Origin of the sequence: Staphylococcus sp. HMSC14D10, assembly GCF_001808125.1 — a bacterium.
Classification (GTDB): domain Bacteria; phylum Bacillota; class Bacilli; order Staphylococcales; family Staphylococcaceae; genus Staphylococcus; species Staphylococcus haemolyticus.
In genome coordinates this window covers 16192-39963 of sequence record NZ_KV792265.1, presented here as the reverse complement: position 1 = coordinate 39963, position 23772 = coordinate 16192, and the positions used below count along the sequence as shown (strand labels likewise).

Below are 23772 nucleotides of genomic sequence, written 5' to 3'. Positions count from 1 at the left end.
TGTCGAACTAATTAAACAGACATAATGTCTTTTTCTTTGTCCTCTACTAATTGATCAATTTCTTTAATAGAATTATCTGTAGCTTTTTGAACATCTTCTGTTTGACTTCTTAAATCATCTTCAGTAATGTCCCCATTTTTTTCATCTTTTTTCAATTGATCATTAATATCACGACGGATGTTTCGGATAGATACTTTCGCATCTTCACCAATTTTCTTAACGTTTTTCACTAATTCTTTACGACGTTCTTCTGTTAAAGCTGGGACAGTGATACGAATAACTTCACCATCACTTGTAGGATTTACACCTAAATTTGCTGCATAAATTGCTTTTTCAATATCAGCTACTGAAGATTTATCATAAGGAGAAATAACTAATAAACGTGCTTCAGGCACATTGATGCTCGCTAATTGTTGAACTGGTGTTGGTGCACCATAATAGTCAACAGTTACGCCACTTAATAAATTTGAATTGGCTCTTCCAGCACTGATATTTGCTAATTCTCTTGATAAATTATCGATAGATTTGCTCATTCTAACTTTAGTGTCTTGAATTATGTCACTCATATTGTTTACACCTCTAATTATTTAGTTATTAACGTACCTATTTTTTCACCCATAACTGCACGTTTAATATTGCCTTCTTCCATGATTGAAAATACATTTAAAGGAATATTATTATCCATACAGAATGATGATGCAGTTGAGTCCATTACTTGTAACCCTTCTTGTAACATTTGAATGTGCGTCAAGTGTTCATATTTAACTGCATTCTTATCTACTTTAGGGTCTGCTGAATATACTCCATCAACATTATTTTTACCCATTAAAATAACATCGGCTTCGACTTCTGCTGCACGTAACGCTGCAGTTGTATCTGTAGAGAAGTATGGATTACCGATTCCTGCTGCAAAAATAACAACACGTTTCTTCTCTAAATGTCTAATAGCTCTTCGACGGATATATGGTTCAGCAACTTGTTTCATTTCAATTGATGTCAACACACGTGTGTCACATTCTAATTGTTCTAAGCTATCTTGGAGTGCAAGAGCATTCATAACTGTAGCAAGCATACCCATGTAGTCCGCTGTACCACGGTCCATACCTAAATCACTACCTGTTTTACCTCTCCAAATATTGCCACCACCAACGATAACTGCAATTTCGCAATCCATCTTAGCAACTTCAGCTACTTGCTGTGCCACGCTTTTAATAATGATTGGATTAATACCAAAACCTTTGTCTCCTGCGAGTGCTTCACCACTAAGTTTTAATACTACACGTTTATATTTAGAAGTTTGCGCCATTGTTTTTTCCTCTCTATTGTAAAAATATGTAATATATACAAGTAAAGAAGACACTGACGCGCCTTCTAACATAAAGTATCACTTTATAATAGAAAACCTCAAAGGTGTCTTCTTTCTTGTAAATCTTGTCGACAGATTATTTCATTTGACCTTTAACTTCATCTGCGAAGTTTTCTTCACGTTTTTCCATACCTTCGCCTACTTCATAGCGAACGAAGTCAACAAGTTTACCACCTTTAGATTTTAAGAAAGCTTCAACTGTTTGATCTGGATCTTTAACGAAGTTTTGATCAACTGCACAAATTTCTTGAAGATATTTACGTAAACGACCTTCAACCATTTTTTCAACGATGTTTTCAGGTTTACCTTCATTTAATGCTTGTTGTTTTAATACTTCTCTTTCGTGATTGATTTCTTCTTCTTTAACTTGTTCTGAAGAAACATATTTTGGATTGATAGCTGCGATGTGCATAGCAACATCTTTAGCAGCTTCTTCATCAGTAGAACCTTCAACTACAGTTAACACACCGATACGTCCACCCATGTGTAAGTATGCACCAAATGCATCGTTATCAGATTTTGTTCTCATTTCGAAACGACGGATACTTAATTTTTCACCGATTGTTGAGATTGCTTCTTTCATTCTTTCATCAACTGTTTTACCACTTGATAATTTAGTTTCTAATAAAGCATCTACTGTTTCAGCTTTGCTATCAAGAACTTGATTAGCAATTTCTTTAACTAATTCTTGGAAGCCTTCATTACGAGCTACAAAGTCAGTTTCAGAGTTGATTTCAACGATAGCAGCTTCATTTCCTTTAACTTCAACATGTACTAAACCTTCAGCTGCGATACGGTCTGCTTTTTTAGCTGCTTTAGCGATACCTTTTTCACGTAAGTAATCAATCGCTTTATCGATGTCACCATCAGTTTCTGTTAGCGCTTTTTTACAATCCATCATACCAGCGCCAGTTCTTTCACGTAATTCTTTAACAAGTTTTGCTGAAATTGCCATTAATTATTCCTCCAATATTTCTAATTGTAATAATAGATGTTACCTAAATATTACCATTAAAGTCACTATAATTTCCAATACTCTAGTAAACTTTAATTATTATTTTTTATTATTTGAAAAAAGGGCGATAAGCATTACATCTTATCACCCATTTAAACTATATCTTAGTTTGATTCAACAGTAGTATTTTCTTCAGTTGATTCTGCTTCTTGAGATTCTTCTTTTTCATCTAAATTGATGTTTTGCTCTGCAGCTACTTCATCGTTAGAAACACCTTGTTGACCTTCTAAGACAGCGTCAGCCATTTTACCAGTTAATAATTTAACGGCACGAATAGCATCGTCGTTCGCTGGGATAACGTAATCAATTTCATCTGGATCACAGTTAGTGTCAACAATACCAACGATTGGAATATTTAATTTACGTGCTTCAGCAATCGCGTTACGCTCTTTACGAGGGTCAACTACGAATAATGCTTGAGGCATAGATTTCATATCACGAATACCGCCTAAGAATTTGATTAAACGGTCGTATTCTTTTTTAAGTTCAACAACTTCTTTTTTAGGTAAAACGTCAAATAAACCGTCTTCTTCCATTTTTTCAATTTCAGAAATACGTTTAATACGTTTAGAAATTGTTTTGTAGTTAGTTAAAATTCCGCCTAACCATCTTTGGTTAACGTAGAATTGTCCAGCACGTTCTGCTTCAGCTTTAACTGACTCTTGTGCTTGTTTTTTTGTACCTACGAATAAGACTCTACCGCCATCTTCAGATACTTGTTTGATGAAGTTATAAGCTTCTTCAACTTTTTTCACTGTTTTTTGTAGGTCAATGATATAGATACCATTTCTCTCAGTGAAGATATATTTTTTCATTTTTGGGTTCCAACGGCGTGTTTGGTGACCGAAGTGAACACCGGCTTCTAGTAATTGTTTCATTGAAATTACTGCCATTTTAAATTCCTCCTAGTGGTTATTTACCTCCATAATAAACTCATATAAAGACAATTAATTTAATTGCACCCTTTAAATGTACGTTTATCATGTGTATATTGGCTTTTATAGCCGAAAACAATAATATCATATTTCTATATAATGCGCAATGTTAATTTCATTAAAGAAATAATGCAATACACATTTTTCATAATAAAAACTGTTACAAATAATATTACATACTTGCAACAGTTGAATGTTGGTTATTGCATTATCGATTTAAATCAAAATTATTTATTTCGTTCTAATTCATCAAGGAATTTTTCTTTTTTAACTTTTATAAAGGTACCCTTCATCCCTAAGGATCGTGATTCGATTACACCAGCACTTTCAAGTTTACGTAACGCGTTCACGATTACTGAGCGAGTGATACCTACTCTATCTGCTCCTTTTGAAGCTATCAATAGGCCTTCATTACCACCTAATTCTTCAAAAATATGCTCAATTGCTTCTTTTTCAGAATAAGATAATGAATTAATTGCCATAGTGATTGCCGCTTTATCACGCGCCTCTTTCTCTACTTCATTATGTTTCTCACGAAGTATTTCCATTCCAATAACAGTTGCAGCATATTCGCCTAATACTAAATCATTTTCGTTAAAGTCATCTTTAACACGACCAAGTACTAATGTTCCTAATCTTTCGCCACCACCAAGTATTGGAAATACAGTTGTACGACTGCTACTAAATACTTCTTTATCTTCAGGTGGGAATACAGTTAATTCATTATCAATATCAATATTAGATTCAGTTTGTTTAACGTCCATTAATAGTTTTGTATATTCACTAGGAATGTGTTTACCTTCTAACATTTCGTTAATTCTTTGACTTTTTAAAAGTTCATTTAAACTTGAACCTAGAATCTTACCTCTACGTGAAACAATAAATACGTTCGTTACTGTAACGCTACTAATTGTTTGAGCAACGTCTTTAAAGTCGACTGCAATACCTTTATGTTTTTGTAATAGTGTATTTAATTCTCTAGTTTTAGATAATAAGCTCATAAAATTTCTCCTTTATTTATATTATAAAATAAATGCACTTAAATCTTTATTTGTTGAAATAGATTTCAACTTATCATCAACATATTGTGGTGTTATATCAACTACAGCATTTGGCATGCTAGGGGCTTCGAAAGATAAATCCTCAAGCATTTTCTCTAAGATTGTGTGTAAACGACGTGCACCAATATTATCAGTGTCTTGGTTAACTTGATATGCTATTTCAGCTAATCTTGTAATCGCTTCCTTAGTAAAGTTCACAGTGACCTCTTCTGTTTGAAGCAATGCCTCATATTGTTTGATGAGTGATAGCTTAGGTTCAGTCAATATTCTGTAAAAATCGTCAACAGTTAAACTTTCTAATTCTACTCTAATTGGGAAGCGTCCTTGTAATTCAGGTATTAAATCACTTGGTTTCGATACGTGAAACGCGCCAGCACCGATAAATAGCATATGTTCAGTATTTACAGTACCATACTTAGTTTGAATCATGCTACCTTCTAAAATTGGTAAGATATCTCGTTGTACACCTTGTCTTGAAACATCTTGACCACTATTAGCGTTATTCGTTGCTACTTTATCAATCTCATCGATGAAGATAATACCCATTTGTTCTGCTAACTCAAGCGCTTCTTGATTTGCAGTTTCTTGATCAATTAATTCATCGGCAAAATCATCGGCCAAAATCTTACGAGCTGTTTTAACTGGCACCTCACGTTCAACCTTACGTTTAGGCATGAGTTGATTCATCATGTCTTGCATTTGTTGGTTTTGATTTGTACCGAGCATGCCTAGCGCACCTGGATCTTGTTCTACCTTAATTCTAACTTTCTCTTCTTCAAGTTTACCATCTAATAATTGTTTTTTGATTTCTGAACGTTTAGTTTTAATTTCTTCTGTAGGTGTTTCCTCTTCATCATCATCATTATTACCAAAGTTTGGAATTGCACCACCAAGTAATGACTCTAAAGGATTACTATTATTTGACGCTTTTTTCTTCATACTAGGTACAAGTAATTTAACTAACTTTTCATTAGCTTTATTAACTGCTTCGTCTTTAACCAAATCTTTCTTTTGATCTTTAACAAGTCTTACAGCTACATCGACTAGATCACGAACCATACTCTCAACATCGCGTCCAACGTATCCTACTTCAGTAAACTTAGTAGCTTCCACCTTAATAAATGGCGCTCCTACAACTTTAGCCATACGTCTTGCTATTTCAGTTTTACCAACACCAGTTGGACCGATCATCAAAATATTCTTAGGTGCGATTTCTTGTTTGGTTTCTTCATCAAGCAAACTTCTTCTATAGCGATTTCTTAGAGCAATGGCAACTTTTCGTTTAGCATCATCTTGCCCAACTATATATTCATCTAATTTAGATACGATATCTTTAGGTGTTAATTTTATACCGTTTGCATCCATATATTTTACCTCCAACCTAATTAACATCCATTTATATTCATTTCCATATTTTTAAAAGTTAAAGTGTTTCCACTATAATATTATCATTTGTGAACACACAAATGTCAGATGCAACCTTTAAACTTTCGTAAGCCATTTTTTTAGCAGATAATTGGCTTGCATGACGCTTCAATGCTCTTCCAGCACTTAAAGCATAGTTGCCTCCTGAGCCAATCGCAATTAAATCATCATCAGGTGCAATGACTTCTCCAGTTCCGCTAACCACTAATATTGCATCTTTATCCATTACAATTAACATAGCTTCCAATTGACGTAATTGTTTATCACCACGCCACTCTTGAGCTAGTTCAACAGCTGCACGTTCTAAATTACCACTAAATTGTTGTAATTTTGTTTCAAACTTCTCAAACAAAGTGAAGGCATCAGCTACACTACCAGCAAATCCAGCTAACACTTTACCTTCATATAATCTGCGGACCTTGCGCGCTGTTTGCTTCATAATAACTTGCTCACCTAGTGTAACTTGTCCATCACCAGCCATCGCTGCTTCACCGTTATGTCTAACGGCATAAATAGTTGTTGCATGTAATGATGTTTTACTCATTTATTTACTCTCCTTTTTCGCTCGAGGATGTGCATTTAAATACACTTTACGTAATTGTTGGTTAGAAACATGTGTATATCTTCCAGTTGTCGAAAGATTAACATGTCCTAACAAAGATTGTACCGTTCTTAAATCTGCACCTTGATTAAGTAAATGTGTTGCAAACGTATGTCTTAATTTGTGGGGGTGAATTTCCGTAATCCCTGCTGTACGTTTAACAACATCATTTAAAACATACCTAACACCTCTCTCTGTTATAGGGGCGCCATTCATGTTAACTAATAAAAATGAATGTTTGGTATGTTGTATAGGCTTAAATTCGCTTAAGTATTGTTCAATGCTTTGACGACAAAATTCTCCAAACGGAACAAACCGTTCCTTATTTCCCTTTCCTAGTACTTTCACACCAGGTAAAGACATATCAATATCTTTAAGTTGGATATTTACTAACTCAGAAACACGTATACCCGTTGCATATAATAATTCTAGAATAACGCGATCCCGTAATCCTTTTTTTGTATCTTTTGCTACAGTTTCGAATAATGCTTCCATCTCTTCTTCATAAAAAAACTGTGGCAAGTAGTTCTCCTTCTTAGGATGAACGAGTTGTACAAAAGGATTTATAATTGTCTCATCTTGTGTCATCCAAAACTCATAGAAAGTTCTTAAAGTTGAAATCTTCCTTGATACAGTAGTACGTTTCAAATTCTGTGAATATAAATAGCTTAAATAATTTCTAGCATCTTTATATTCAAATGTTCTTAGATTTAGTAATTCTTGTTCTAAAAAATGATTAAATTGTACTAAATCATCATGATATGATTTTAATGTATGGGCGGAGAAATTTCTCTCAACTTTGAGCATATTTAAGAATGTAACTTGGATTTCTTCCACTTAAAAATCCCCTCCATCATATGCATTGTAGCATATAACATGAAAGGGACTAAAATAATTAGCTATAGAATTCAAAATCTTTTGAGAATTACTTAAAAGATTGAAATAACTTGAACGTGCGACTAAAACAATGAATTCGAAATAAATTCTATTCTAGTTCAATCACTATAATTATAGTGTTTTCTTATAATTCTCTAAATATTCGAGCGCTCTGTTAGCTTGTGCTTCGTAACGCTCTTTTTTATCTTTAATCCGTTTTTCAAGTGAAGGTAATAAACCAAAGTTAGCGTTCATAGGTTGGAAGTTCTTTTCATTTTTAGCATGGGAGATGTAATAAGCCATACTTCCTATCATTGTCTCTCTAGGGAAAATAACTTCACCTTTATCAAGTAATTTGTGAGCTAGGTTAATCCCAGCAACAAGTCCACTTGCTGCGCTTTCAACATATCCTTCAACACCAGTCATTTGACCTGCGAATTGAATTCTATCTTCTTTAATCAACTCATATTTCTCATTTAATACATCTGGAGAATTTATAAATGTATTTCTATGCATCACACCATACCGTACGATATCAACATTTTCTAAACCAGGGATAAGTTGAATTACTTCTTTTTGTGCGCCCCATTTTAAATGAGTTTGGAAACCTACAATATTATATAGCGTTCCAGCTGCATCATCTTGTCGTAATTGAACGACAGCGAATGGACGTTTACCTGTTTTTGGATCTTCAAGACCAACAGGTTTCATAGGACCAAATAATAGTGTTTTGCGTCCACGTTCAGCCATTACTTCAAAAGGCATGCATCCTTCGAAATATTTTTCTTTTTCAAATTCATTTGTTGGTGCAACTTCTGCTTCAAGTACTGCATCATAAAAGCGATTAAATTCTTCTTCTGTCATAGGACAATTAAGATAGGCTGCTTCACCTTTATCATAACGTGATTTTAGATACACTTTATCCATATCAATCGATTCTTTTTCAATGATTGGAGCAGCTGCATCATAAAAATAAAGTTGATCCTTACCTGTAATATCTACGATTTCTTTAGCTAAATTTTCTGTAGTTAATGGACCAGTAGCAATAATTGTATATCCTTCAGGGATACTATTAATTTCTTCATTAATAACAGTAACATTAGGATGATTTCTTAAAGTTTCAGTAATATAACCAGAAAAATCATGTCGATCAACTGCTAATGCACCACCAGCAGGAACTCTTGCTTTGTCAGCAGCAGAGATAATTAATGAGTCTAATCTTCTCATTTCTTCTTTTAATACACCCACACCATTAGTTAATGCATTGCCTCGTAGTGAGTTAGAACATACTAATTCTGCAAATTTATCAGTATGGTGTGCTGGCGTTTGCTTAACTGGGCGCATTTCAATCAAATTCACTTTGATACCTCGTTGAGCTAATTGATAAGCGGCTTCTGAACCAGCTAGTCCAGCGCCAACTATATTTACAGTTTGACTCATGGTTTTCCTCCTTAATTTATTATCTATTTTTGAACTTCTTCTTTATAGTCACAGTTTGAGCAAATAACTTGTGAACTGCGTCCTTTCTTATGTTCCATTAAATAATGATTACATTTAGGACAATCACGACCAACAGGTTTGTCCCAAGAAATAAAGTCACATTCAGGATAGTTTGAACAACCATAGAAAAGTCTATTTTTCTTAGATTTTCTTTCAACGACATCTCCATCTTTGCATTTAGGGCAAGTTACGCCAATAGTTTTCACGATTGCTTTCGTATTTCTACAGTCTGGGAAATTTGAGCACGCCATAAACTTACCATATCGTCCCATTTTAATAACCATAGGAGAGCCACAAACTTCACAATCTTCGCCAGCAGGTTCATCTTTAATTTCAACTTTTTCCATTTCTTCCTCAGCACGTTCAACGTCTAATTTGAAACTTCCGTAAAAGTTATCAATTACTTTTCTCCAGCCGATATCTCCTTCAGCAATTTTATCCAATAGCGTTTCCATATTAACAGTAAACTCTACATCAATTATTTCAGGGAAATAGTCTTTTACTTGTTCATATACAATTTCACCTAATTCAGTAGGTACAAATCGTTTACTTTCAAGTTTTACATAATTACGTTTTTGTATTGTGTCAATCGTAGGTGCATAGGTAGAAGGTCTACCAATTTTTAATTCCTCTAACGTTTTAACCAAACGTGCTTCTGTATAACGTGGAGGTGGCTGAGTGAAGTGTTGCGCTGGTTCAATTTGAGTTGCAGTCACTTCATCACCTTTATTCAAGTTAGGTAATTTATTTTCTTTTTCATTATCTTTATCATCTTTGGCTTCTACATAAAGCGTCATGAAACCTTTGAATTTGATTGTTTGACCATTAGCTCGGAATTTAATGTTGTTTTGGGTAACATCTAAAGCAACAGTGTCTAAAATTGCTGGTGCCATTTGACTTGCTACAAATCTTTCCCATATTAATTTATACAAACGATGCTGATCTCTAGTTAAGTATGCTTTCATTTCATCAGGTGTACGTAAAGTACTTGTTGGTCGAATTGCTTCATGGGCATCTTGGTCACCCTGTTTACCCTTAGCAGTTCTATTTGAAAGATAATCTTTACCATACTTATCTTCAATATATTGTTTCGCTTCGTCTTTAGCGGTTTGTGATATACGTGTAGAGTCAGTTCTCATGTATGTGATTAATCCAACTGTACCTTGTCGTTTTAGATCAATACCTTCATATAATTGTTGCGCGAGCATCATAGTTTTACGCGCTTTGAAATTTAATTTACGAGCTGCCTCTTGTTGTAATGTTGAAGTGGTAAATGGATTAGCAGGATTTCTAGTTTTTTCTTTTTTATTAACATTTGTAATTTCAAATTTGTCTCCATCTAATTCAGCTGTAACTTTTTCAACATCTTTTTTTGTTTTTAATTTAAATGGTTTATTTTTATAATGAAGAAACTTAGCAGTAAATTTAGATTTCTTATATCTAAACTCACCTTCTATAGACCAATACTCTTCAGGCTTAAAGTTACGAATCTCATTCTCTCTATCTATTACTAATCTTAAAGCTACAGATTGAACTCGCCCTGCAGACAGCCCCTTTTTCACTTTCTTCCATAATACTGGTGAAATATTATATCCAACTAATCTATCTAATATACGGCGTGCTTGTTGTGCATCGACTAAATCCATTTCAATGCCACGTGGATGTTTAAAACTTTCTTTTACCGCATCTTTTGTAATTTCATTAAATACTACTCTGTTTTCTTTTGAATCATCAAGTTCTAAAATTTTTGATAAATGCCAAGCAATCGCTTCACCTTCACGGTCAGGGTCACTCGCAAGAAAGACATTTTTTGCTTTCTTAGCATATTTCTTTAAGTCTTTAACAACTGGACCTTTACCGCGTATCGTAATATATTTCGGTTCATAATTATCTTCTACATCGACACCCATTTGACTTCTTGGTAAATCTCTAACATGTCCCATAGAAGCTATAACTTTATATTTTTTACCTAAATATTTTTCAATGGTTTTCGCTTTTGCAGGCGACTCAACTATGACTAAATTATCTGCCAAAGTGAATTCCCCCTTGCTATTTCAATTACTAAAGATAAATGATAAACGGTCAATTTTGATTTTGTCAATGTTTAAATTCTATTAACGTTCATTTTAAACACTTTTTAATATTATTTTTAGCTATCAATTAGAATTAAATATAGATTTTTAATACTCTAGAATGAATCATTAATGATATCTATTTATAATCACATAGGATATCATCAGCAGAGGTTACAATCATCGCACCTTCTTGAGCTCGTTTCAAATTACCTTTTGTTAGTGGATTAAATATTGAACCTGGTAATACATATATATTTCTATTTTGCTCTAATGCACAATCAATTGTAATTTGACTACCGCTTCTAACACTTGCTTCAGTTATTAAAACCCCTTTTGAAAGACCGCTTATCAAACGATTGCGTTGCGGAAAGTGATATCGCCTAACACTAGTAAGTGGCGGATATTCACTAATAACTAAACCTTTTTCTTCAATTATGTTGCGTAATTTTTGCGTTTCTCTAGGGTAATGCATCATATGACCAAAACCTAAAACAGCTATTGTAGGTAATTGATACTCTATAGCAAAATGATGTGCTATGCTATCAGCACCTTTTGCCAAACCAGAAATAATAGTTAGTGGAATTTGTTTAAATTTAGGAAATAAGTATTGCATGGCTTTAGCTGAGTATTCTGTTGCATTTCTTGAGCCCACCACACCTAATGTATTGGAGAATGTTAATAAAAGGGGGTCACCTTGGTAAAATAGGACAAACGGATAATCATAAATTTCTTTTAACAGTCGAGGATAATTAGTGTTAAACGGTGTTGTAAAACTTACTTTGTGATTCTGCAAAAATGACAAAATATCTTTTTCATTTAAATTATTAAATTTATCAATAAAATCGTCATTATGAAACATTCTGTCCCAATTTCTTATTGTATCTATTTGATCAGTATAAGAGAATTTAAAAAAATCAGGATTTAATTTTAATAAATGATGAATATGTTGGGTCGTATAACCTAGCCAAATTAATTTCAAAAGTAATATGTTGTTGTTAGTCATGAAGTCGTCTCCTTTAAAAACATTATAAGACAACTATGTCGTATATCACATTTCAATTAAAAGACATTTGATGGATAAAATTTAATAACTTTTAATGAGTAATTTTAATATTGAATTATGTAAACTGTCTTCATGCTCATTTTATACATAAATCTGAAACCTAAAATCCCCAGATTACTTTAAATTTTGTTACCTTAGCACTAAATAAATCGATTCACTTACTTTTGATATAATTTATAGAGCAATTTATTTACTGGCTTAATAAAATTACCAACATATTCTTCTATAAACGCATTGAATCCTTTTTTAAATTGTTGGACACCATAATCTTCTGCATTCTCACCAAAGTCGCCAGTTATGCCGTAGAAATTATAACGCTCTAAGCCTTTCTCTTTTGCGTAGCGTATCATATCCCATTGCAGACAATAGGCACCCATAAATTCATTGTATTTAGGATTAGAACCACTTGATAAATAGCACATTTCGTGATTGTTATAAATAAACAATGCAGCAGCTAAATCAAGTAATGTACCATCCGTAATGATTACTTGTTCAGTTTTTGCTATTTTATTATAAAAGCTCTCTAGTTGTTGATTGAATTGGTGATATTTTATTTTTGCCTTTTTTGAATTAGCATTCACTTTAAATGATTGTTTAATTTCAGTCACTTTCTCTTCTAATTCTATCGCTCGTTGCTTTAATAAATTTATATACTTATTTAAATCAATAAAAGCTAGCTTCATACATGCTTTACCACCATAAATATCAAGCATTTGTTTGAAATAAGGTTCTTCTTGAAAATGAAAACCATATTTTTCTTCAGCCATGTGAAACAGTCGATAAAATCTATTCGTTTCTTTAATTGATAAAGTTTTTATTTGCACACCCATTTCAATTGTCTTCATAATGTTACGTCTAGTTTGATATGACATATCTTTTAATAATTGTTGTTCACTTTTATCTTTTAAATCTAATATAGAATGCCATCTTATTTGACTCATAGCTGAATAGCCAGTTGTAAAACCTTGATGTTGGTATCCTAATTTATTCATCACCTTGAATCACTGTTTATTGTTAAAGTGTTCTATAATCTCACCATCAGCACTTCTTATATTCTCCAAGACATAAGGGTCAACTAGTATAAAAACATCTCTTCGCATATTTACATAATGCGTAAATTTTTTAAAGAAAAATTCAACTAACTCTAAATTAGTAAAATCCATCACCGGTCCTCGATGGGTATATAAGTATTTAAACACCTTAAATATACGAGCATCAGTTAATATACAGGCAGCAACTACGTTACCGTTTTCTTTGACACCGACAATATGAACCACTAAATTTCGAGCTTTCCTATATTTATATAACTCTACAATCTGAGTATAATGCGAAAAATTATTTTCTCATAAAAATTTCAAATTCATTTAATTCTAAAGTTGTAAAATTCAAATCATTAATACTCTCTTTCCTCAAATTCATTTATGCCTCTTTATTAGACCTTATAAAAATCATATCGTAGTTATAATTATGTATCACACGATGTGCTACTACTTTTTTTATAACCACCTAAATTCCAATTTTGATTTAAACTTTGAAACTACATGAGTTTACCATCATAATTACCATCCAACACTATTGCTGTATGTCCAAATCCACCATCATACCTTCCACTAAAAACTACAACATCTCCAGGTTTAGCTTCTAAAGTAGAAGTGTTTTTATATTCAATTTTCACATTTCCATATTGTTTTTTAGAACTTGTTTCATTTATCACAACTATATTTTTATTAAAATCATCCTGTGAAGTTATTACTACTTTATCGTTAGATTTTATCTCACTTGCATATGCACTATAATTTTGATTAATAAAAAATAAAGAACCTACTACAAAAGACACTACACTGATAGTTATTTTCCGAATAGAAAAATTTGATGATATGATATTTTATTCATGATGCTCACTCCTTTTATCAACGCACCATCATTATATATTTTATAATAAATTAAACAAAAGACCTGATTTCCAATATTAGAAATCAGGTCTTAGACAATAAAATCAATTCAAATTTTAATGATGATTATTTAATTGTTAATAATTCCTCATAAATACCAGCTTCTTTAGCTGCTTCGATTAATGTAGTACCGATTTCTGAAGGTGTATCCGCAGTTTTAACACCACATTCATTTAATGTTTTAATTTTTTCATCTGCAGTACCTTTACCACCAGAAATAATCGCACCAGCGTGACCCATACGTTTACCTGGAGGTGCTGTTTGACCACCAATGAAACCAATAACTGGTTTGTTCATATTCGCTTTAATCCATTCAGCTGCTTCTTCTTCAGCAGTACCACCAATTTCACCAATCATTACAACAGCTTTAGTATCTTCATCTTCATTAAACGCTTTAAGTACATCGATAAAGTTAGTACCGTTGACAGGGTCGCCTCCAATACCTACAGCTGTAGTTTGACCAATGCCTTCTTCAGTTAATTGATGAACCGCTTCGTAAGTTAACGTACCAGAACGTGATACAACACCTACATGACCTTTTTTATGAATATATCCTGGCATGATACCAATTTTACATTCATCAGCAGTAATAACACCTGGGCAGTTTGGTCCAACTAAGCGTGTTTTTCTTCCTTCTAAGTAACGCTTAACTTTAACCATGTCAACAACAGGAATATGTTCAGTAATACAAATAACCATATCTAAATCTGCATCTGCTGCTTCCAAAATAGAATCTGCTGCAAAGGGCGCTGGAACATAAACTACAGATACGTTAGCACCTGTTTCTTCTTTAGCTTCTGCAACAGTATTATATACAGGTACGCCTTCAACAACTTGTCCACCTTTACCTGGTGTTACCCCTGCAACAATTTGTGTACCATAATCAAGCATTTGTTTTGTATGGAAAAGGGCAGTAGACCCTGTAATACCTTGTACCATTACTTTAGTATTTTTATCTATAAATACACTCATCTTAGTGTTCCCATCCTTTCCTTACGCTTCTTTAACAAGCTTAACAATTTTTTGAGCGCCTTCAGCCATTGTAGCTGCTGGTTCAATTGCTAAACCTGATTCGTTTAAGATTTCTTTACCGCGTTCTACATTTGTACCTTCTAAACGAACTACTAATGGTAAAGTTAATTCAACTTCTTTAACTGCTGCTACGATACCTTCAGCAATAACATCACATTTCATGATTCCACCGAAGATGTTTACAAAGATACCTTTAACATTGTCATCACCTAAGATGATTTTGAATGCTTCAGTAACTTTTTCTTTTGTAGCGCCGCCCCCTACGTCTAGGAAGTTAGCTGGATTTCCACCAAAATGATTAATAGTATCCATTGTAGCCATCGCTAAACCAGCACCATTAACCATACAACCAATATCTCCATCTAATGCAATGTAAGATAAGTCATATTTAGATGCTTCAATCTCTTTAGGATCTTCTTCTTCTAAATCACGTAATTCTTGGATATCTTTATGTCTGAATAATGCATTGTCATCGAAGTTGATTTTAGCATCTAAAGCTAAAACTTCACCTTCACCAGTAGTAACTAATGGGTTAATTTCAACGATAGAACAATCTTTTTCGATAAATACATTGTATAAAGAAATTAAGAATTTCGCTGCTTTATTAATAGATTCTTTTGGAATGTTAATGTTGAAAGCAATACGACGCGCTTGATAAGGTGATAAACCTACAACTGGGTCGATTGTTTCTTTAAAGATTTTTTCTGGTGTTTTAGCAGCTACTTCTTCAATTTCAGTACCGCCTTCTTCTGAAGCCATTAAAGTAATACGATCAGTTGCACGGTCAATTACAAAACCTACATAATATTCTTTTTGAATATCGCAACCTTGTTCAATATACAAACGTTTAACTTCTTTACCTTCAGGTCCAGTTTGATGTGTAACTAATTGTTTACCTAATAATTCATTGGCATAAGTTTCAACCTCAGATAATGATTTAGCAATCTTAACTCCACCTGCTTTACCTCTACCCCCAGCGTGGATTTGTGCTTTAACCACATAAACCTCTGTGTCTAATTCTTTAGCCTTTTCCACTGCTTCTTCAGCAGTAAATGCAACTCGTCCTTCTGGAACGGCTACGCCCATAGAACGAAATATTTCTTTACCTTGATACTCGTGGATATTCATCTTCCATCCTCCTACTTCTTAGGTTAAGTTCAGTTATAATTATAGAAAATGAAAGCGCTATTGTAAACTGAAAGTGTTCCACTTTTTGCAATTAATTAAAAATTCAAATAATTACATCATAGATTTGATTGGTTCAAAGCTTTTACGATGATACGGTGTAATACCGAGTTTATTTAGGCTTTCTAAATGTGCTTTAGTTCCGTAACCCACATTTTTCTCAAATTCATATCCTGGATATTCATCTGCAATCTCTTTCATTAAATCATCTCTGTATTCTTTTGCCATTATACTTGCTGCAGCAATAGACACACTCTTTGCGTCGCCTTTAATAATAGATGTTTGAGGAATTGTTGTATCTAAAGACATTGCATCTATTAATAAATGATCTGGACGATTTACTAATTGACTCAAAGCTCGATTCATTGCTACTTTAGTTGCATTATATATATTCAGTTCATCGATCTCTTCTGGTCTAGCTAAACCATAGGCATACTCCAACACCCCGTCTTTAAGCTTTTTATTAAGTATTTGTCTTTTTCTCGCTGTTACTTTTTTAGAATCATCAAGTCCTAAATAGCGATGCCCTTCATTTAAAATCACTGCACATGCAACAACAGGACCTGCTAGCGGACCACGTCCAACCTCGTCAATACCACAGATTAATGCTTGAGGATTGTTATTCAGCAACTCATTTTCAAATTGATTCATTGTATTGTAATGGTCTAAAATTTCTTGTTCTTTTAAAAGTTGTTTACGACGTCTTGTAATAGCTTGTTGTACCCCTTTACGAGCGTCTTGATTTAATTCATGTTGTTCTAAAACTTCAATTGAGTTAATTTCAGATAATATGTGCTTTGCTTCATTAATTGTTTGTGTCATTATCTAATTCACTCTTCATTTCTGAATATAAGTCAAAACAGTATGTTCCAATTTTGGCATTTCTAACGTCATTAATTATCAGTTCAATAACCGCTTCGTAATCTACTTCATTGCCTCTTTGTAAAAGTCCACGTCGACGTCCAATTGCATCAAACCATTCTAATATTTCAGCATCTGCAGGTAAATCAATCTTATAATGTTGCTTAAAACCTTCTAAATCATGGTTAATTAAAAACTGTAAACCATAGATAGCAACTTCATCTAAATGTACAATACTGTCTTTTATTGCGCCTGTTAAACTTAATTTTTTACCAACAATTTCATCTTCAAATTTAGGCCATAAAATTCCAGGTGTATCTAATAATTGTAAAGATTGCCCAACTTTAATCCACTGTTGTTGTTTGGTTACACCTGGTTTATTACCAGTTTGTGCAATATTTTTTCGTGCTAATTTATTAATCAATGTTGATTTACCAACGTTAGGTATGCCAACAATCATTGCTCTAATTGCTCTAGGTTTAAGTCCTTTAGCTTTCTCACGTTCAAATTTTTCTTTTGTTGCTGCTATGGCTGCAGTTTCTACACCTTTTAAATTTTTGCCATGCTTAGCATCTACTGACACAGGATAATATCCTTTATCTATAAAGAAGCGTTCCCATTTTTGCATTTCATTTAAATTGGACATATCTTTTTTATTAAGAATAACTACGCGCGGTTTTTGTTTAATTACTTCATCAATCATTGGGTTACGAGAACTATATGGAATACGTGCATCAACTAATTCAAATACAACATCTACTTTTTTTAATTGTTCTGTTACCTCTCGTTTAGCTTTTGCCATATGTCCTGGATACCATTGAATTGCCATTAATTGTCACCTTACTTTCGATATATTTTAATTCAACTTGTTGATTATAATTGAATTTTTATTTGAGAGCCACTTTTTTTCTAAGTTCATCATTTATTTTATCATTCATTAATTAAAACGATAAAGTACAATAAGTTTATAATGTCAGAAAAGCATAATTACTTTTAATCGCACAATCTATCCCCTACAATTTAATTATACTGTTACAATTATAATCCTATCGCTTAGAGGTAAATTATGAAGAAAATATTAATATATATAGGTATATTCTTAACTCTGTCTTTCATAGGACATAGCTATATAATTTTTCGCTTTATTCACGACGGCGTTTTATTTACAGGACCCAACGATGGTATCGAACAGATGATACCTATTCAAATGTTTCTATTTGATAAATGGAGCGTTGGCAATCTTTTTTATGCTACTGATTTTGGTCTAGGTGGAGATTTTTTTACGGATTTAAGCTATTATTTCTCAACAAACATACTATTTATTATTAATGTACTATGTATCATTCTATTAAAAACAATTATTCATATAAATACTCAGGGATTACTATTTTGGATGGTAAATGCGCTAGTTATTTCCATTATTAAAGCTGCATTAGCGATGTATTGTACCTATCTCTATAGTAAATTTATTTCACGTAATACTTGGATTAGTATTATTATGGCATTTCTATTTGTTATGTCGCCGCTTTATTATCGCTTTACTGTTTATTGGCCATTCTTTAGTGATGTATTTATTTGGATGCCATTGTTACTATTTTCTATAGAACGCACACTTCAAAAACAAAAGTTTGGTCTATTTATTGTCACAATTACACTAATAATGATAAATAATTTCTACTTTGCATATTATCTTTGTCTTATAGGTGCAAGTTACATACTTCTTCGTATAATTTTTAGACACTCTAAAGATATTATTCCACGTGGCAAAGCTTTACTATTATTTGCTATCAGTGCCATTTTAGGATTAGGTAATAGTTTATTTATGTTCTTCCACGGTGTTCAAAGTTTTTTAAATAATCGTCGTGTCCCTTTTTCAGGAACAGTAAATACCTTCGAAAAGCTAGATATTAACACAAATATCTTCTTTGATAATTATTTAATCGTATTGTTATTTCTAACTATTCAAGCATTATTATGTATTAAACTTTATAAACACTTTTATTATCGCTTATTCGCAATTTTAACTTTCGCATTTATTCTATTAAGCTTTGTACCATTTATCGATCAATTGTTTAATGGATTTTCTGCACCACAAAAACGTTGGCATTTTATATTGTCTTTTAATTCAGCCATATTAATTGGTCTATTTCTAAAATATTTTAGAACACTAAAAATCAAATCATATTTAATTAGTAATATTATTGCTGAAATTATCATTTTCGCTAGTGCTATTACCTATCATAAATTTGTAGCTTGGCTTGTACTTGTACCAATCGTTTCTTTAATAGGGTTACTTATTTTAATTTTAAAAGATAGACGTTATCGCATTAATCTAAGCTATATATTCGGCATTTCTATAATCTTACTCAATTTAATGGTTTCTTTCGTCTTTATTAAAAATCAAATTTATTTTAAAGATCATCAAGAACGAGCTAATACATTTTATATTAACTCAAGTTTATATAGTTCAGACTTACAACGTTCATTAGTTAATACAATGGAGAATAGTAAGCGAGAAGATGAACGTATCGATTGGCGAGTGAATGAGCAAGATAACACACCTATGTACCAACACTTTAAAGGACTAAGTTTATATTCAAGTATCTTCCATCATAATATTCTCGATTACTATTATGATGCACTAAAAATTAATCTTGCCGAGGAGTCACTAAGTCGCTATCAATCAATAAATGGTCGACAAAATATAGCAAGTCTTTTCTCAGTACGTTATATGATGCTAAAAGATTATCAGGGAAATTTACCCGCCTATTTTAAAAAGGTTAAAACAAGTGGACAATATTCTATCTATGAAAATACACTTAATTTGCCGAGTGTTAAAGTTACGAAAAATGTTTATAATAGTAAATCTTTAAAAACATCTATAGATCGTGAGCATGCGATGTTAAATGGTGTGATCATGGATAATGCAGGAAAATCTTTCAAACAACCAGCATCTAATTTACTATCAAAAGTTGATATGCAACAACAAAATATTAAGCAAATTGGAAAAAATCGCTATAAGGTTATTGGTGGCAAAGGTGGTACTATAAAATTACATCTTCCAAAACAAATACGTGATAAATATGATGATTTTTATTTAACGATGAAGATTAAGAGAGGTAATCCAGATAGTAATTACACAGTCGCTATCAATAATTACGCTAATCATCGATTGTTTAATAATTCTACCTATCGAACAGGTGTAGACACTCAACTTTATCGCACTCATCCAGATAAAAATGGTGATATCACTATTACCCTTTCGCCTGATGGTGAATTTTATGTCGATTTACAACAATTAAATGGCGAAAATTATGATACGCTTAAAAAGGTGCATGATAATGCTAATTTTGATACAAGTTATCATGATATTAAAAATGGTATACAAGTCCAACTCAGTCACCATGAGAGTGGTATAGCCTCAATAAACATTCCTTATCGAAAAGGAATGCGTGCATATGTTGATGGACAACCTGCAAAAATCCAAAAAGTAAATTATATGATGACCGGTGTTCCAGTCGAAAAAAATGCAAAACAAATTGTCATTAAATATCAACCTCCTTACTGGAATACTATGATATTCATTTCATTAATGAGTATGATTCTTAGTGCTGTTTTTGTAAAAATTATTAATTCAAAAAAACGAAAGATGAGGAAGTAATTTGATTAAAAAAATATGGTCAAAACCCTTTTGGACGTTTGGTCTCATTTTCATCATAGCTAATATCGTAACACTAACCATTTATTATCCATTTATCCGAGATTACATAAAAGATGGCGTGGTATTTAGTGGCTCTGGTGATGGTTTTAGACAAATGATGCCGTTCCAATTATATTTATATGAACACTTCACACAATTAAAAGGATTTTACGATCATTCATTTGGACTAGGCGGTGATTATGTTAAAGGGTTAGCCTATTATTATTCCCTTACACCAATTATGTGGGTCAATTTTATTATTGTATGGATTGGTGAACATTTATTCCATTGGCAACCGCAAAACATTCGCTTTTGGCCAACGAATCAATTAATTGTTGCTTATGTACGAACAATAATTACTTTTATTTGTGCATTTTATTATTTTAGATATTTAAAGTTAAGTTCTACACCTCTGTTGATAGCAACAATTTTATATGGGGCATCAACAGTAGTGTTATATTACAATTTTACTTGGTCATTTTATGGAGATTTGTTAATTATATTGCCATTATCATTATGGGGAATGGAACGTTTCTTTCAACGTAGAAAGATAGGTTTGTTCATCTTTGCAGTGGCAATCACACTATTTTCAAATTTTTACTTTACTTATTATCAAGCCATTGTGTTAGGTATTTATTTTATATTACGTGTCGTATTCCAGTATCGCTATGACATCGTATCTCGTTGGCAAAAATGTTATTTACTAATTATAGGGGCTATGTTTGCGCTCCTATCAAGCATATTAGGTTTTTACACTGGTGTATCATCTTTCCTAAATAATGATCGCCAACAAAATTCTGATTTCAACCTCTCTCTATTTACTGATCTAACTAAAAATAATTATTATATATTTTCAAATGGCTTTTATGTAACAATATCACTTATTGCATTGGTAGCATTATTAACGCCAAAGTTATATAAACACTATTACTATAAAATTTTTGCTATTATAACGTGGTTCTTACTTATTGGTTCATTATCACAGTACTTTGACAGTGCTTTTAATGGATTCTCATTACCACAACGACGGTGGGTTTATTTCTTAGTGTTATCTACAAGTGGACTGATTGCTTTATATATTTATCACTTATCAGAGTTGACTATGAAACAGTTTCTATTTGCAGCTGTGCCCGTATTTATTGGTGGTTTGTGTAGATATATCATAGCTGACAACTTTGTAGATTGGATGGTAATTGCTTTAATTATCATCGTTGTGCTAGGAATATTTATCTATCACAAATCTTTACTGAAACAACCAATTATTATGTTATCGTTGATTGTGCTATTTTTCGGTCAACAAATTATAATGACACATGATTCAAGACAAAGAACGATAGACCCATATTCAACGACAATCAATACATTGAGCGATCCTTCATACTATAATGATACTATTGCTAAAAAAATTGATTCTATCAAAGAACATCATGATGATCCATTTCATCGTATTGATTATATGTCGGCATATGCATTAAATTCTCCTTTTCTTTATCACTACAATGGTATTTCGTTATACTCAAGCATTTTTGATGGAGGAATTTTGAAATATTATGATAAATTAATGCAAATTAATATGCCTGTTGATAAAAATAGTACGTATCGCTTTTTAGGAAATCGTGCAAACTTAACTGCTTTATGGAATGTTCAAGATCGACTACGTCATCCTGAAGATCAAAATATGACTTACGGTTTTGAAAAGAAAGATATGATATTGAATGGTAAAAATACGCTTATCCATTCTAAAAACATGATTGACTATCCATCAGCTCATGTAACTAATCATATATATAATAGTGATGATTTAAAGTCACCTTTAGATCGTGAACAAGCTATGTTAAAAGGGATCGTATTAAACGACAATTCAGAAAAAGCAAATACTTCATTTAAAGCTAATAAAAACCTTTTAAACAAGTCAAAAATGTCTACAAAAAATGCGACTTGGAAAAATCAAAATCATCTTAAAGTACACAAAGATAATGGTGGGGTTACATTAAAATTACCTGAATCTGTCGCTAATCAGTATAAAGATATGTACGTAGAAATGGATGTTGAACTACTTTCGCCTGACAAAGCGCATTCAGTAGGTGTTAATGAATATTCGCAAAATCGAAATGAACTGAGCTACAAATATCGTCGCTTAGTTACACCAGTTACAATGCGTGTTAAAGCGTCTGATAAGCTAAATATTCATCTATCTAAAGGGAATTATCGTTTATCTGTAAAAGGTATTTATGGTGAGGACTACAGCACACTTAAAAAAGCTTCAAAAGAATTAACACCTGTGAAAGTTAAAGACATGAGAAATGGTTATGTCGTCAAGAAACCAAAGAACGCAACAGGCTATGTCATTTTACCAACAGTATATGCAAATGGTATGCATGCGAAAGTCGATGGGAAAGAAATACCTGTTCACCAAGCTAATGGTATCATGACAGCAATATCAGTTAATAAAGGAGATAAAGTGATTAAACTCACATACACCCCTCCTCAATTCTATCTACTTGCTATTATGAGTTTCATTGGTGTTATCGGTAGTATATTATTTAGTTTATGGGTTAAGAAAAAACGATAAATTAAGATAGTTAATAAATTAAACTTTAATTGTTTTAAATGTGAATAAAAATAATAAAGCTTCCAATCTCAACTTGAAAGAAGAAGATTGGAAGCTTTATTTGTAAGACAAACGTTGTATCTAATCTCTGTCTTATTATTATACTCAGTTTGCTGATTAACGAATTTCTTGGATTCTAGCAGCTTTACCACGTAAACTACGTAAATAGTATAATTTAGCACGACGTACTTTACCACGACGTTTAAGTTCGATTTTTTCGATTTTTGGAGTGTGTAATGGGAATGTACGTTCCACGCCTACACCTGAAGAAATTTTACGAACTGTGAAAGTTTCAGAAATTCCTCCACCACGACGTTTGATTACAACACCTTCGAATACTTGGATACGTTCACGTGAACCTTCTACGATACGTACGTGTACACGTAAAGTATCACCAGTACGGAATGTTGGTAAGTCTGTACGTAATTGTGATTTTGTAACTGCTTCGATTAACTTATGATTACTCATTGATATACTCTCCTTCAACCTATGTTCTTGCCTAGACATTCATATA

At 32.5% G+C, this 23772-nt stretch carries 18 protein-coding genes and 2 pseudogenes; 2 read left to right on the top strand and 18 right to left on the bottom strand.

The annotated features are described in order from the left end of the window. Nucleotides 1-11: 11 nt before the first annotated feature. The 17 genes and pseudogenes from frr to ylqF form a co-directional block, all read right to left on the bottom strand. A complete protein-coding gene (frr, locus tag HMPREF3134_RS09025; RefSeq protein ID WP_070442314.1) occupies nt 12-566 on the bottom strand; it encodes a ribosome recycling factor in 555 nt (184 codons plus the stop codon). A 17-nt stretch (nt 567-583) separates the two neighbouring features. Next, nucleotides 584-1306: a UMP kinase gene (pyrH, locus tag HMPREF3134_RS09020; RefSeq protein WP_011275942.1), complete on the bottom strand. Its 723-nt coding sequence runs from the start codon at nt 1304-1306 to the stop codon at nt 584-586. Between the two features lie 136 nt (nt 1307-1442). Then, nucleotides 1443-2321, bottom strand: a complete 879-nt coding sequence (tsf, locus tag HMPREF3134_RS09015; RefSeq protein ID WP_070442311.1) for a translation elongation factor Ts — start codon at nt 2319-2321, stop codon at nt 1443-1445. Between the two features lie 164 nt (nt 2322-2485). Then, nucleotides 2486-3274 (bottom strand): 30S ribosomal protein S2, encoded by a 789-nt coding sequence (rpsB, locus tag HMPREF3134_RS09010; protein WP_011275944.1) that lies wholly within the window; start codon nt 3272-3274, stop codon nt 2486-2488. A gap of 269 nt (nt 3275-3543) precedes the next feature. Beyond that, complete coding sequence (gene codY, locus HMPREF3134_RS09005) at nt 3544-4317, bottom strand: GTP-sensing pleiotropic transcriptional regulator CodY (protein WP_070442309.1); 774 nt, start codon at nt 4315-4317, stop codon at nt 3544-3546. 21 nt (nt 4318-4338) lie between these two features. Then, nucleotides 4339-5742, bottom strand: a complete 1404-nt coding sequence (gene hslU / locus HMPREF3134_RS09000) for an ATP-dependent protease ATPase subunit HslU (RefSeq protein ID WP_070442307.1) — start codon at nt 5740-5742, stop codon at nt 4339-4341. Nucleotides 5743-5800: 58 nt separating this feature from the next. Further along, a complete protein-coding gene (gene hslV, locus HMPREF3134_RS08995) occupies nt 5801-6346 on the bottom strand; it encodes an ATP-dependent protease subunit HslV (RefSeq protein ID WP_070442306.1) in 546 nt (181 codons plus the stop codon). Next, nucleotides 6347-7210, bottom strand: a complete 864-nt coding sequence (gene xerC / locus HMPREF3134_RS08990; RefSeq protein ID WP_276311345.1) for a tyrosine recombinase XerC — start codon at nt 7208-7210, stop codon at nt 6347-6349. A 201-nt stretch (nt 7211-7411) separates the two neighbouring features. After that, nucleotides 7412-8719 (bottom strand): FADH(2)-oxidizing methylenetetrahydrofolate--tRNA-(uracil(54)-C(5))-methyltransferase TrmFO, encoded by a 1308-nt coding sequence (trmFO, locus tag HMPREF3134_RS08985; RefSeq protein ID WP_037537326.1) that lies wholly within the window; start codon nt 8717-8719, stop codon nt 7412-7414. A gap of 23 nt (nt 8720-8742) precedes the next feature. Next, a complete protein-coding gene (gene topA, locus HMPREF3134_RS08980) occupies nt 8743-10812 on the bottom strand; it encodes a type I DNA topoisomerase (protein ID WP_070442300.1) in 2070 nt (689 codons plus the stop codon). A gap of 178 nt (nt 10813-10990) precedes the next feature. Then, nucleotides 10991-11857, bottom strand: coding sequence for a DNA-processing protein DprA (dprA, locus tag HMPREF3134_RS08975; RefSeq protein ID WP_070442298.1), 867 nt, complete (start codon nt 11855-11857; stop codon nt 10991-10993). A gap of 218 nt (nt 11858-12075) precedes the next feature. Further along, nucleotides 12076-13306: pseudogene (locus HMPREF3134_RS08970) on the bottom strand (aminoacyltransferase). Nucleotides 13307-13336: 30 nt separating this feature from the next. Next, nucleotides 13337-13580, bottom strand: a pseudogene (locus tag HMPREF3134_RS12555) (CHAP domain-containing protein); the annotation flags it as partial. Between the two features lie 355 nt (nt 13581-13935). Next, a complete protein-coding gene (gene sucD, locus HMPREF3134_RS08960) occupies nt 13936-14841 on the bottom strand; it encodes a succinate--CoA ligase subunit alpha (protein ID WP_037551652.1) in 906 nt (301 codons plus the stop codon). Between the two features lie 21 nt (nt 14842-14862). Beyond that, the gene (gene sucC, locus HMPREF3134_RS08955) at nt 14863-16029 is read right to left on the bottom strand and encodes an ADP-forming succinate--CoA ligase subunit beta (RefSeq protein WP_053017080.1); all 1167 of its coding nucleotides are present in this window, start codon (nt 16027-16029) and stop codon (nt 14863-14865) included. Between the two features lie 111 nt (nt 16030-16140). Then, nucleotides 16141-16908 carry a ribonuclease HII gene (locus tag HMPREF3134_RS08950; protein ID WP_070442293.1) on the bottom strand — a complete coding sequence of 256 codons (768 nt, stop codon included), beginning with the start codon at nt 16906-16908 and terminating at the stop codon, nt 16141-16143. Beyond that, nucleotides 16892-17776 (bottom strand): ribosome biogenesis GTPase YlqF, encoded by an 885-nt coding sequence (ylqF, locus tag HMPREF3134_RS08945; RefSeq protein WP_070442290.1) that lies wholly within the window; start codon nt 17774-17776, stop codon nt 16892-16894. Before ylqF ends, HMPREF3134_RS08950 begins: the two co-directional genes overlap by 17 nt. Before the next feature lie 237 nt (nt 17777-18013). Here ylqF and HMPREF3134_RS08940 point away from each other — a divergent pair, with 237 nt between their 5' ends. Both HMPREF3134_RS08940 and HMPREF3134_RS08935 read left to right on the top strand, forming a co-directional pair. Continuing rightward, nucleotides 18014-20608 carry a YfhO family protein gene (locus HMPREF3134_RS08940; protein ID WP_070442285.1) on the top strand — a complete coding sequence of 865 codons (2595 nt, stop codon included), beginning with the start codon at nt 18014-18016 and terminating at the stop codon, nt 20606-20608. A gap of 1 nt (nt 20609) precedes the next feature. Continuing rightward, complete coding sequence (locus HMPREF3134_RS08935) at nt 20610-23219, top strand: YfhO family protein (protein WP_070442282.1); 2610 nt, start codon at nt 20610-20612, stop codon at nt 23217-23219. Between the two features lie 156 nt (nt 23220-23375). Here the strand turns inward: HMPREF3134_RS08935 and rplS are convergent, their stop codons facing one another. Further along, nucleotides 23376-23726 (bottom strand): 50S ribosomal protein L19, encoded by a 351-nt coding sequence (rplS, locus tag HMPREF3134_RS08930; RefSeq protein WP_011275959.1) that lies wholly within the window; start codon nt 23724-23726, stop codon nt 23376-23378. Nucleotides 23727-23772: the final 46 nt, after the last annotated feature.